Below are 13,074 nucleotides of genomic sequence, written 5' to 3'. Positions count from 1 at the left end.
TCAGGTTCAAAGACAAATCAAAACGAAGAATTTAGAAAAGGAAACTAAAGATGGCTGCTAAAGACGTTAAATTTGGTAATGACGCACGTATTAAAATGCTAGAAGGTGTCAATGTTCTAGCGGACGCAGTAAAAGTAACACTTGGTCCTAAAGGCCGTAACGTAGTTCTAGACAAATCTTTCGGTGCACCAACGATTACTAAAGATGGTGTATCTGTTGCGCGTGAAATCGAACTTGAAGACAAGTTCCAAAATATGGGCGCGCAAATGGTTAAAGAAGTCGCTTCGCAAGCAAATGACGCTGCAGGTGATGGTACAACAACGGCAACAGTACTTGCTCAGGCTATTGTTAACGAAGGCCTAAAAGCGGTTGCTGCGGGCATGAACCCAATGGATCTTAAGCGCGGTATCGACAAAGCTGTCATCGCTGCGGTTGAAGAGCTAAAAGCACTGTCTGTTGAATGTGCCGATACTAAAGCGATTGCTCAGGTAGGTACTATCTCTGCGAACTCAGATTCAAGCGTTGGTAACATCATTGCTGAAGCGATGGAAAAAGTGGGTCGTGATGGCGTGATCACGGTTGAAGAAGGTCAGGCCCTACAAGACGAGCTAGACGTAGTGGAAGGTATGCAGTTCGATCGCGGTTACCTATCACCTTACTTCATCAATAACCAAGAGGCAGGTTCTGTTGATCTAGAAAACCCATTCATTCTTCTGATCGACAAGAAAGTTTCAAACATCCGTGAGCTTCTTCCAACTCTAGAAGCTGTAGCAAAAGCGTCTCGCCCTCTACTTATTATCGCTGAAGATGTAGAAGGTGAAGCACTAGCAACGCTAGTTGTGAACAACATGCGTGGTATCGTGAAAGTGGCGGCAGTTAAAGCGCCAGGCTTCGGTGATCGTCGTAAAGCAATGCTTCAAGACATCGCTATCCTAACAGGTGGTACGGTCATTTCTGAAGAAGTGGGTCTAGAGCTAGAAAAAGTGGTTCTTGAAGACCTAGGCCAAGCGAAACGTGTTGCTATCACTAAAGAAAACACAACTATCATCGATGGCATTGGCGAAGAAGCAATGATCTCTGGCCGTGTTGCTCAAATCCGTCAGCAAATCGAAGAAGCAACTTCAGACTACGACAAAGAGAAGCTGCAAGAGCGTGTTGCTAAGCTAGCTGGTGGGGTTGCAGTTATCAAAGTTGGCGCTGCTACTGAAGTTGAAATGAAAGAGAAGAAAGATCGCGTAGAAGATGCTCTACACGCGACGCGCGCTGCAGTTGAAGAAGGCGTAGTAGCTGGCGGTGGTGTAGCACTAATCCGCGCAGCTTCTAAGATCACTGAACTTCAAGGTGATAACGAAGAGCAAAACGTTGGTATCCGCGTTGCTCTACGTGCAATGGAAGCGCCAATCCGTCAAATCACTATGAACGCAGGCGATGAAGAATCAGTGGTTGCCAACAACGTGAAAGGTGGTGAAGGCTCTTACGGTTACAATGCGGCAACGGGTGAGTACGGCGACATGCTTGAGATGGGTATCCTAGACCCAACCAAAGTCACTCGTTCTGCACTTCAGTTCGCGGCATCAGTGGCTGGCCTAATGATCACAACAGAAGCGATGGTTACGGACCTACCTCAGAAAGATGCACCTGCAATGCCTGATATGGGTGGCATGGGCGGTATGGGTGGCATGGGCGGTATGATGTGATCCCACTGCTACTTTAGCCAAATTCAAACGGAGCCTTTAGGCTCCGTTTTCGTATCTGACTTATACAGCAGAGGTTTATTTACTATCAAATAACTCTGCTAGAGGTTAGAGAATAATCTCTCTTACTTCAGCATCTTTGCGCTCAAGATAATGGGTGGATTTAATGCGGCGAATGGTACGGCAGTGACCTCGGATAAGCAGTGTTTCTGTGGTAGCAATGTTACCTTGGCGAGTAATGCCATCCAGCAGATCACCTTTAGTAATCCCCGTTGCTGAGAAGACCACATTATCACTCTTCGCCATGTTTTCCATGGTGAGTACGACATTGGCTTCTACACCCATTTCTTTACAGCGTGCTAGCTCTGCTGTGCCATAAATTCGGTTTTCTTCTGTATCGCCTTTAACTTCATGACGAGGCAGTAAACGGCCGTGCATGTCACCATCCAGAGCGCGGATGACTGCAGCAGACACCACCCCTTCAGGTGCGCCGCCAATGCAGTACATAGCATCAACTTCGCTGTCAGGCATACAGGTTAAAATAGAAGCAGCTACGTCACCATCGGGCACAGCAAAGACACGTACTCCCATTGCCTGCATCTCCGTAATCACCTGATCATGGCGGGGTTTAGCCAGTGTAATAACGACCAAAGTATCTAGGGTTTTATTTAGTGCTTGGGCGATATTCTCTAGATTGTCTTTCAGTGGTTTGTTGAGATCGATGCAGCCCTTCGCACCAGGCCCAACAACCAACTTTTCCATATACATGTCTGGTGCTTTAAGGAAACTGCCTTTTTCACCTGCGGCGAGGACCGCTAGGGCATTTGATTGACCCATAGCTGTCATGCGTGTCCCCTCAATAGGGTCAACTGCGATATCGATGTCATCACCGCCTAGGCCAACATTTTCTCCAATATATAGCATGGGGGCGTCGTCAATCTCGCCTTCACCAATTACGATTTCGCCACTGATCTCTGTTTTGTTAAGTAAGATTCGCATTACTTCAACGGCAGCACCATCGGCCGCATTTTTGTCACCTCGTCCTAGCCATTTATAACCAGCCAGTGCGGCGCCTTCAGTTACTCGGGAAAATGCCATTGCTAAATCGCGTTTCATGAGGACTCCAAATCTAGAGAATAGGGGAATGAATTAAGCGCGCAGGATTTTAGCACATTCGTAAGTAAACGTTTGCTATTTTAGGCTAGTGAGATTGAACTCGATCAAAATGAGGTGCAAATCGCCAAAAAAATTACCCGCAACACTTCTCCGTCAGTACATTGTCAATGTATGCTGTTTTTTTGACCGAATGATACGAAATATAGAATATAGGGCGTGTTTATCACTCTCTGCCTAAGTAGAATGAGAGTATTAGGTGGAGAAAGCTCTTCACAATAACCGGACAATACAAGGTAGGCTAAGATGTCTTTTGAAGTACTAGAAAAACTAGAAGCGAAAATCCAAACTGCAGTTGACACCATTGCACTTCTACAAATGGAAGTGGAAGAGCTGAAAGAAGAAAAAGAAAAGCTAGCTGTAGAAGCTAATGAGCTTCGCTCTAGCCGTGAAGAGATTGAACAGAAAGCACAGCAAATGCAGCAAGAGCACTCTGCATGGCAGGAGCGTATCCGTAATCTGCTCGGTAAGATGGACGAAGTCGAATAAGTCCTGTCTTAATGAGAAAAGGGTTGGCTTGTGGCCAACCCTTTTTACGTTTTTAGAGGAATAATGAGTTCAGGTTATACCTGAGGGCGCACGCCTAACGTATGGCACAGCGCGTAAGTCATTTCTGCGCGGTTTAGTGTGTAGAAGTGGAAGTCTTTCACACCTTCACGACTCAGCACTCGAATCATATCGATTGCTTGGCTTGCACCAACCAATTGACGCGTGGTTGGATCATCATCCAGACCTTCAAACTGTTTTGCCATCCAGCTTGGTACTTTGACATTGTTTTGTGCGGCAAAGCGTGACGCTTGCTTAAAGTTAGAAACCGGCAAAATACCTGGTACGATTTCAACGTCGATACCCGCTGCAACACAGCGATCACGAAAACGTAGGTAGCTTTCGACGTCAAAGAAAAACTGAGTGATAGCACGGTTTGCTCCCGCGTCCACTTTGCGTTTTAAGTTGAGCAAATCGGCTTGAGCACTTTTTGCTTCAGGATGCACTTCTGGGAAAGCAGCGACGGAAATATCAAAGTCATGACGCTCTTTCAGCAGTTCTACCAGATCGGAGGCGTACATTTCTGGCTTACCGCCACCCGGTGGGATGTCACCACGAAGGGCGACAATGCTCTCAATACCATTTGCCCAGTAATCATCCGCAATGCGAACTAACTCTTCGCGTGACGCGTCAATACACGTTAGGTGAGGAGCGGCGATTAGGCCGGTTTCTGCCTTGATTTCTTTAATGATGGAGTGAGTGCGGTCACGTTCACCCGAGTTGGCTCCGTATGTAACAGAAACGAACTTAGGTTTTAGTGTTTTGAGGCGATGGACAGAGTTCCACAATGTTTCTTCCATTTTTTCACTGCTTGGTGGAAAAAACTCAAATGACACATTGATGTTGTCAGAAAGCTCGGCGATATTTTGATTTAAGGCATCAATATGGCCTGCGTGTGTGTATCCCATCTTACTCTCTCCATGTGGTAACCAAGACCACGAAAACTCAAATTCCTCAAATCGACGTTTAGACGTCTATATGTCCACAGGATGTATTGAATACGATTTAAAGTCAACAATACGATTATGAATTTTTCTCAAGTTAAATATTAGACGTTTTCAACTTGAAAGGTGAATAGTTGTGCGGGAAAGAAAAAGCGCAGCTGAGGGCTGCGCTAAAGTCGATTATAAGAAGCTGGAAAGTAAGTTGAGATCGGACTGAATCGCACCTGCGGTTACTTCTCGACCAGCGCCCGGGCCGCGAATGACTAGAGGGTTATCCTTGTACCATTTACTTTCGATGGCAAAGATGTTGTCACATGGCAGCAAGTTAGCTAATGCATGTTCTTTGCTAAGTGCCTCAACTCCCACGGTTGCAGAACCGTTCTTTTCCAACCTAGCAACATAACGAAGTACTTTATCTTCACGCTGAGCTTTTTCTAAACGTTCAGCTAATAGCTCACTTAATAGTTGGCTATTATCGAGGAAGTCATCGAGAGATAACTCTGCGAGTTCAGAGGGAACTAGGCTTTCGACTTTGACGGCTTCAGGCTCGAGGTCGAGTCCTGCCTCACGAGCAAGGATAACCAATTTTCGCATAACATCGGAACCGTCGAGATCGCTACGCGGATCGGGTTCAGTTAACCCCTGCTGCCAAGCGAGATCCACCAGCTCAGCAAAAGGGACACTGCCATCATATTGTTGGAATAACCAAGATAACGTGCCGGAGAAAATTCCGGATAGGGCATGAATATCATCACCACTCTCACGTAGATCTTTGACGGTATGATTAATGGGTAAACCTGCCCCGACTGTTGCATTGTACAGCCAGTAGCGGTTTATCTTGGCAAAGGCATCTTGCACTTGATGATAATAACTGCTGGACGCAGAGCCGGCGACTTTGTTGGCCGAGATAAGGTGCATGCCTTGTTCTGCAATCTCTAGGTAACGTTTTGCCAGCTGTGGGCTTGCCGTCACATCAAGTACGACTACGTCATCGTAACCTTGAATGGCGCCGAGCTTTCTTACCCACTCATTACCTTGGTATTCAACGGCCTCTTCTTCATAGTGGTCGCTGACGGTACTGGCATCAATGCCTTCAGGATTGAACCAATAATTTTGGCTGCCAACAACGGCAACCAGTTCAAAGTTCATGCCGCGACGCTTTTCCAGTTCAGCTTTTTGTTCGGCGAACAGTTCGAGCCAGCTCGAGCCAATGTTGCCTTTACCACATAGAGCAATGCCGACACGTTTTTGAGCTTGAAATAACTGGCTATGGATTGATTTAACCAGAACAGAAGTATCCGTACTGCGCAGTACAGCGACTAAGCTCAAACCAGATTGGGATTCTGAGATGAACTCGATAGGTGCAGCTTTGAGCTTCTGATAAAAACCATAGCAATGGCTCGCATTTTTCGTCACGCCTGCGCCGACTGCCGCAATCAGTGAGTAGCCTTCTTTGAGCTTAATTTCTGCTTCTATCGCCGCATCTTGCAGATATTCGAGCGCACCACCTGCAATCTCGGCAGTGTAGGCTAAGCGCAGGGTTTGCTGATCTTCCTGAACCTCGTAGGTTAAAGGTTCTAGCTGTGCTCGTTTCAAACTTGCCAAGGTTTCCTGTTCAAGGCGTTTGAAGTCATGCCCAGAGGCAAAGTTGAGTTGAATAAGCAGTACTTCTTTTAACGAGGAGATAATTTTAGCACCGCGGCCTGATGCAAGAACACGTTCGATTCGAGTTGATCCAGCTTCGGGGTCATAGCTACAACGCAGGTGCAAATCCATCGCACTTTGTGCAACAGGCTGTAAAGTACGACTGTGTAAAACGGGCGCTGCAAGCCGGGCTAATTCACTGGCTTCGTCAAGGCGAAGTAATGGCAACAGGCAAGCATCCGAAACTAAACGAGGGTCTGCGCTGTAGACACCGGCAACATCACTCCAAATGGTCACGCGTTTTACTTCGGCTAGCGCACCAATGACAGTGGCGGAGTAATCTGAACCATTACGACCAAGCAGAACGGTATGGCCTTGCTCATCCTGTGCCATAAAGCCTGTGATCACAACGCGGTGATGGGCGTGTTGAGCGAGCACTTCTTTGATCAGCGGATAAGAGGTGCCTCGGTCAACTTCAGGTTGTGTGCCTGCTTCGGCACGTAGGAAGGCTCTTGCGTCCTGAGCGACAGCCTGTAGGTCATTTTGATTCAGTAATGCTGCCAGTAGTCGTGAAGACCACACTTCTCCGTGACCTAATACGGCTGCGCGCTCGGCGCTAGTTAACGGAGCTGTTAGCTCACCCAGTGTACTGAATTCATCGTTGAGTGTTGCGATCAACTGTTGTTGAGTCTCTCCTTGGAGTAGCTCCTCAACCAGTTGGGTTTGAAACTGACGCAACGTTTGCAATGCCTCATGCGCGAGTCGGCCATCTTTGCTTAATGCGTCGAGGAATTCGATCAAACGGTTAGTAGTTTTACCCGCAGCAGAGACAACAATCAAATCTTCTTTGTCTGAATACTCTTTGAGTATGTTGACGACGCGGCGGTAACACTCTGGGTCCGCGAGGCTACTGCCGCCAAATTTATGCAATTGACGTTGCTGGCTCATGACAACGCCTCCTTGGTTTTATTAAATGCCTGCTCAAGGTCTGCAATCAGGTCGTCAGCGTCTTCTAGACCAACTGAAAGGCGTAGTAATTGTTGGGACACACCAGCTTCAGCTAGAGCCGCTTCTCCCATTGCTCGGTGTGTCATCGACGCTGGGTGGCAAATCAGGCTTTCCACACCGCCAAGTGATTCAGCGAGTGAGAAGAGCTCTAGCTGACCAACAAAGTGTTTGAGCTGCTCAAAGCTGCCTGCAAACTCAAAGCTAAGCATGGAGCCAAATCCAGACTGCTGCTTTTTCGCAATCTCATGACCAGGGTGATCCGGCAAGCTAGGGTGATAGATGTTACCTACCAGAGACTGAGACTGTAGGTAATTGAGAATGTGCGCTGAGCTTTCTTCATGTACTTTCATGCGTGCGCCCAAGGTGCGAATACCGCGTAATGTCATGTAGCTATCGAATGGTGTGCCTGTTGCGCCGATACAGTTGCCCCACCAAGCGAGATCTTCAGCGTGCTGCTCAGTTTTGGTGATCACTACGCCACCGATGACATCAGAATGGCCGTTAATGTATTTAGTTGTTGAGTGAATGACGAAGTCAGCGCCGAGTTCAAGAGGCTTTTGGAACACAGGTGTCAAAAAGGTATTATCGACGCCGACCAGAGCACCAACCTGGCGGGCTTTTTCACATACTGCGGCAATGTCGACTACGCGAACCAAAGGGTTAGACGGTGTTTCTAACAGAATCAGTTTAGGTTTCTTTGCAATAGCCTCGTCCAAGGCTTTTTGATCGGACTGATCGACAAACTGGACCTTGAAATCACCTTTTTGAGCGCGGGTATTAAACAAACGGTACGTACCGCCGTAGCAATCGTGTGGTGCGACGATCAGATCATCTGGGCCAAGAAATGCAGAGACCCATAAGTTCAATGCAGAGGTTCCACAGTTGGTCACTACCGCACCTTTACCAGATTCCAGCTCATACAGAGCTTTTTCTAACAAGCCACGGTTTGGGTTACCCGAGCGAGTGTAGTCATATTTTGGCACTTCGCCAAAGGCGGGAAAACCGTAGTTAGTCGAGAGGTAAATAGGTGGCACAACGGCGTGATGCTGAGTGTCTGACTCGATACCAGTACGTACCGCGATTGTGGCTGGTTTACGGGCGCTCATAAGTGTTTCCTTTCGAACTGTAGTGACTTGGCTGGAGATTACACTATACCTGTTTGCCGGATGTTAGATATATGTTATTCCAATCGTATGTCTCTTCACTTTACTTCTCATTTTTAAAGACGTCAACACTTCTAGACGTCTATATGTCTTTGCTTGTGGCCATAAATCCCGCTAAAATTACGCTTTCTAATTTTATACATAATGAATCATAAAGGTGCGCAATGGCAGATTGGAACGGCGAATACATTAGTCCGTATGCTGAACATGGAAAGAAAAGTGAACAAGTAAAGAAGATTACGGTTTCTATTCCATTGAAAGTATTGAAGGTTTTAACTGATGAGCGAACCCGTCGTCAGATTAATAACCTGCGCCATGCGACCAACAGTGAACTGCTTTGTGAAGCGTTTTTGCATGCTTATACAGGCCAGCCACTACCTACTGATGAAGATTTGCGTAAAGACCGCCCAGATGATATTCCCGCGGAAGTGAAAAAACTCATGACTGAGATGGGGATTGAATTCGAAGCGTATGATGAAGAGTAATCACCAGCTGCACACCTTATTTTTATTTCGCTAAATACAAAAAAACCGCTGAATATTCAGCGGTTTTTTGTTTCAGAGAGAAACGCTTACGCTTCCATGTAATTCTCTGGCATCTCAATACGAGCTACACCTGATTCCACTGCCGCTAGAGCAACCGCTTTTGCAACACGCGGTAATAGGCGGGAGTCCATTGGCTTAGGAATAATGTAGTCAGGGCCAAATTCCAGCTTATCCACACCTGCGGCTTTCAGTACTTCCGCTGGAACTTCTTCTTTCGCCAGTTCACGAATGGCGTCCACCGCAGCGAGTTTCATTTCATCGTTGATTTCGCTAGCACGAACATCGAGAGCACCGCGGAAGATGAATGGGAAGCACAACACGTTGTTTACTTGGTTCGGGTAGTCGCTGCGACCTGTACCCATGATTAAATCATCACGGACTTCATGTGCCAGCTCTGGCTTGATTTCCGGATCTGGGTTTGAACACGCAAAGACAACAGGTTTGTCAGCCATCAGTTTGAGAGCTTCAGGAACGAGCAAGTTCGGGCCAGATACGCCTAAGAACAGGTCTGCGCCTTCAATAACATCTTCCAGCGTACGCTTGTCAGTGTTATTCGCAAATAGCTGCTTGTATTCGTTGAGATCATCACGGCGAGTGTGGATAACGCCTTTGCGGTCAAGCATGTAGATTTTCTCGCGCATCGCACCACATTTGATCAGTAGCTCCATACAAGCTACTGCAGCAGCGCCTGCGCCAAGACAGACAATCGTCGCGTCTTCTAGCTTTTTGCCTTGCAGTTCAATTGCGTTAAGCATGCCGGCTGCGGTTACGATCGCTGTACCGTGTTGGTCATCGTGAAAAACCGGCACATCACAGCGCTCGATTAATTGCTTTTCAATTTCAAAACAATCTGGGGCTTTAATGTCTTCAAGGTTGATACCGCCAAACGTATCGGCAATGTTGGCAACCGTATCGACAAATTCTTCGATTGTGCGGTGTTTGACTTCAATGTCGATAGAGTCCAAACCTGCAAAGCGTTTGAACAAAAGAGCTTTACCTTCCATGACTGGCTTGGATGCCAGCGGACCTAAGTTACCAAGACCAAGAATTGCTGTGCCATTAGAGATAACCGCTACCATGTTACCTTTTGAGGTGTACTTATAGGCATTATCTGCATTCTGTGCAATTTCACGTACAGGCTCAGCCACGCCTGGGCTGTACGCTAACGCCAGATCACCTGCCGTTTCGGCTGGTGTTGTCAGCTCCACCGAAATTTTACCTGCTGTTGGGTAAGCATGGTAATCCAGCGCTTGCTGACGGAATTGTTCTTCAGGGGATAGTTCTTGGCGATTGTCATCGGACATAGGTGTAGGTACTCGTTAATAATAATTAGGATAGGGGAAATCCATTCTAGAGTAACTAAGTCAAGCTGCCTAGGTCAGAATGCGAGCTAAAGCAATAAAATGTGCTAAATCACTGGAGATAAGACCAGATGGGTAGAGATATGGCTAGCGAATATCAAACAGTGGAAGAGATTATTCTGAATGGGTTGGGGCAAAAGCAGATAACAAAAAAGGACGCCGTAGCGTCCTTTTCTTTTCATCTAAAAAGAAATTATTTCTTAGAAGAAAGAGCACCGAAACGCTTGTTGAAGCGATCTACACGGCCGCCAGTATCAACGATACGCTGCTTACCAGTGTAGAATGGGTGACATTTGTCACATACGTCTAGGTGGATTGACTCTTTAGTTAGAGTTGAGTTGAACTCGAAAGAGTTACCGCAAGAACAAGTTGCTTTAACTGCTTTGTATTCTGGGTGGATACCAGCTTTCATGGGAGAACCTCTGTAATAGGCCGTGTCGCTATCCGATTCTAAGCCGGACACCACACGTAGTTAATAAAATGTCACTTTGGATACCGCTGCTCAAAAGCAAGCCATATCACTAAGGCGCGATATAGTAATGAATACGTTCTCTGGGATCAACCGATTTACCAATAAAGTTGCTACTTTTTTCGCCTATGAGGTTGAACCATCGTAGAACTGAAGTTCATGATGTCGTTGCTTCCCCGTTTAGCGCTTTTCCCTTAGACTAATTGGGTACCTTTGATTGTATTTAAGCTTATATGCGACCGACGATTGCCCGAGTAGCCTTGCCTGTACCACTCGACAAACTATTTGACTATCAGATCCCCGCACACCTATTCCCTGTTATTGGTGGACGTGTGTCTGTGCCTTTTGGCCCCCAGACTTTGGTGGGGGTGGTGACTGCGCTTGTTAATCAATCAGAATTTAGCATTGATAAACTCAAACCGCTGAAACAGGTGTTGGACTCTCAGCCTGTCTGGCCAGATAGCCTCTATGAGTTGCTGCAGTGGTGTAGCCAGTTCTATCATTATCCGCTTGGCGAAACGCTATTCAATGCTATGCCCAGTGCTTTACGTAAGGGAAAAAAAGCGGATTTTGCTTCGCTGGTGGAATGGCGTTTAACCGCTTCTGGTCGTGAGCAGTTAATGCTTGGTTCTAGTTTAACTGTGAAGCGAGCCAAAGTGATGCATAGGTTAGAAGTTGGTCCTGTACCACACCAGCATTTTCTTGATGAGGAGATCAGTACCAGTGTCCTTAAGGGATTAAATGAGAAAGGTTGGATTGAGTCGGTTGAACGAAAACCAGAAATTCGCGATTGGAGCCAGCAGGTGGAGGCGGATGTTGATAAGCCAAAGCTTAATGAAGAACAGGCTGTGGCGATTGCAACCGTCAATAGCTTAAGTGGATTTGGCTGCTTTCTACTAGAAGGTGTCACTGGGTCAGGGAAAACGGAAGTTTACCTAAACCTGATTAAGCCAGTACTAGAGAAAGGGCAGCAAGCATTGGTGTTGGTCCCCGAAATTGGCCTGACGCCTCAAACAATCAATCGCTTTCGTCATAGGTTTGAAGTTCCAGTTGCTGTTATTCATTCGGGGCTCAATGACAGTGAGCGGTTAAATGCTTGGTTAAGTGCTCGTGATAAAGCGGCTGGCATCGTGATTGGCACGCGATCAGCACTGCTCACTCCTTTTGCCGATCTCGGCATCATCATTGTAGACGAAGAACACGATGCTTCGTATAAGCAACAAGACAGCCTTCGCTACCATGCGCGTGATGTCGCCGTAATGCGGGCCAATAAGGAACAAATCCCTATTGTTCTTGGCTCAGCAACGCCTGCGTTGGAAACGCTGCATAACGCCTTATCAGGCAAGTACCACCATCTGACACTGACAGCGCGCGCAGGCAATGCTGTACCGACGACAAATAAGGTGTTGGATGTAAAAGGCCAGTATCTGGAAAGTGGCTTATCTGCGTCTTTAATTGCTGAAATGCGTCAACACCTCAGCGCGGGCAATCAAGTGATGCTATTTCTCAATCGCCGCGGTTTTTCGCCAGCCTTGATGTGCCATGATTGCGGTTGGATTGCCGAATGTAAGCGTTGTGATGCGTATTACACCTACCATCAATACAGCAATGAAATTCGTTGTCACCATTGCGGTTCTCAGCAGCCTACTATTCATCAGTGTAAAGGGTGTGGTTCATCCAACTTAGTAACGGTGGGCGTTGGTACTGAGCAGCTTGAAGCGCAACTGGGTGAGCTCTTTCCTGAATATAAAACCATACGGATTGACCGCGACAGCACTCGGCGTAAAGGGAGCCTTGAATCAGCGCTAGGTGCAATTCGTAGCGGTAAATACCAAATATTGATTGGTACTCAGATGTTGGCGAAAGGTCATCATTTCCCTGATGTGACATTGGTAGCATTGCTGGATGTTGATGGTTCACTATACAGCAGTGATTTCAGGGCATCAGAGCGTTTGGCTCAATTGTTTATTCAGGTAGCAGGGCGTGCCGGTCGTGCGAGCAAACCCGGGGAGGTGATACTACAAACCCATCACCCTGAGCACAGTTTGTTACAGGCACTGCTGACCAAAAGTTATCGCCATTTTGCTGAGACTGCATTACAGGAACGTAAATTTGCCCTGCTGCCACCTTATTCTTATTTGACACTGTTTCGTGCCGAGGCGAATAACTCCCAACACGTGGAAGCATTTTTGCGTCAGGTTCGTCATACCTTGGAAGCTCATCCTCTCTTTGACGGTTATTGTCAGGTTTTGGGCCCCACACCGGCTCCGCTGGCAAAACGAGCTGGTAAGCACCGTTGGCAGCTAATGTTGCAGACGCAAACTCGCCCAAGGATGCAAAAACTACTGGCTAGTGCCAAACCCGCGATCCAAATGCTACCTAATGCAAAAAAGGTTCGCTGGTCTTTAGATATTGAGCCGCAAGATCTGAGTTGATTTTCATCTTTTTCATTTAATTGTGATTCACGTCTCGCTGCGGGGTTTAATTTTGTTAATCTTCCCGTAACTTTCTGTTTCGAAATGAATAA

The 13,074-nt window shown here is 46.9% G+C and carries 10 protein-coding genes; 4 read left to right on the top strand and 6 right to left on the bottom strand.

Features of this window, described 5'->3' with window-relative positions:
* The first annotated feature begins 50 nt into the window (after positions 1–50).
* Positions 51–1,697 carry a chaperonin GroEL gene (groL, locus tag L1D23_RS13330; protein ID WP_239866987.1) on the top strand — a complete coding sequence of 549 codons (1,647 nt, stop codon included), beginning with the start codon at positions 51–53 and terminating at the stop codon, positions 1,695–1,697.
* 105 nt (positions 1,698–1,802) lie between these two features.
* Here the strand turns inward: groL and glpX are convergent, their stop codons facing one another.
* Positions 1,803–2,810 (bottom strand): class II fructose-bisphosphatase, encoded by a 1,008-nt coding sequence (gene glpX / locus L1D23_RS13325; protein ID WP_239866984.1) that lies wholly within the window; start codon positions 2,808–2,810, stop codon positions 1,803–1,805.
* Positions 2,811–3,113: 303 nt separating this feature from the next.
* On the opposite strand from glpX, the gene zapB reads away from it, so the two are divergent.
* Positions 3,114–3,356 (top strand): cell division protein ZapB, encoded by a 243-nt coding sequence (gene zapB, locus L1D23_RS13320; RefSeq protein WP_006963347.1) that lies wholly within the window; start codon positions 3,114–3,116, stop codon positions 3,354–3,356.
* A 74-nt stretch (positions 3,357–3,430) separates the two neighbouring features.
* On the opposite strand, the gene metF is transcribed toward zapB, so the two are convergent.
* The 3 genes from metF to L1D23_RS13305 all read right to left on the bottom strand — a co-directional run bounded on the left by metF (position 3,431) and on the right by L1D23_RS13305 (position 8,115).
* On the bottom strand, positions 3,431–4,321 hold the full coding sequence (metF, locus tag L1D23_RS13315; protein ID WP_239837970.1) for a methylenetetrahydrofolate reductase: 891 nt from the start codon (positions 4,319–4,321) through the stop codon (positions 3,431–3,433).
* Between the two features lie 216 nt (positions 4,322–4,537).
* Positions 4,538–6,949, bottom strand: a complete 2,412-nt coding sequence (locus tag L1D23_RS13310; protein ID WP_239866981.1) for a bifunctional aspartate kinase/homoserine dehydrogenase II — start codon at positions 6,947–6,949, stop codon at positions 4,538–4,540.
* Entirely contained in the window at positions 6,946–8,115 is a 1,170-nt protein-coding gene (locus L1D23_RS13305; protein WP_239837972.1) for an O-succinylhomoserine (thiol)-lyase, read from the bottom strand. Before L1D23_RS13305 ends, L1D23_RS13310 begins: the two co-directional genes overlap by 4 nt.
* A gap of 221 nt (positions 8,116–8,336) precedes the next feature.
* On the opposite strand from L1D23_RS13305, the gene metJ reads away from it, so the two are divergent.
* On the top strand, positions 8,337–8,657 hold the full coding sequence (gene metJ, locus L1D23_RS13300; RefSeq protein WP_006963343.1) for a met regulon transcriptional regulator MetJ: 321 nt from the start codon (positions 8,337–8,339) through the stop codon (positions 8,655–8,657).
* A gap of 86 nt (positions 8,658–8,743) precedes the next feature.
* Here metJ and L1D23_RS13295 read toward each other — a convergent pair whose 3' ends face one another.
* Both L1D23_RS13295 and rpmE read right to left on the bottom strand, forming a co-directional pair.
* Entirely contained in the window at positions 8,744–10,021 is a 1,278-nt protein-coding gene (locus tag L1D23_RS13295) for a malic enzyme-like NAD(P)-binding protein (protein ID WP_239866978.1), read from the bottom strand.
* A gap of 250 nt (positions 10,022–10,271) precedes the next feature.
* Positions 10,272–10,490 (bottom strand): 50S ribosomal protein L31, encoded by a 219-nt coding sequence (rpmE, locus tag L1D23_RS13290; RefSeq protein ID WP_006963341.1) that lies wholly within the window; start codon positions 10,488–10,490, stop codon positions 10,272–10,274.
* A gap of 290 nt (positions 10,491–10,780) precedes the next feature.
* On the opposite strand from rpmE, the gene priA reads away from it, so the two are divergent.
* Entirely contained in the window at positions 10,781–12,982 is a 2,202-nt protein-coding gene (priA, locus tag L1D23_RS13285; RefSeq protein ID WP_239866976.1) for a primosomal protein N', read from the top strand.
* Positions 12,983–13,074: the final 92 nt, after the last annotated feature.

The organism is Vibrio sp. Isolate24 (assembly GCF_022398215.1).
Taxonomy (GTDB): domain Bacteria; phylum Pseudomonadota; class Gammaproteobacteria; order Enterobacterales; family Vibrionaceae; genus Vibrio; species Vibrio coralliilyticus_A.
The sequence above is the reverse complement of the archived record's forward strand: the minus strand, read 5'-3'. Positions and strand labels throughout refer to the sequence as shown.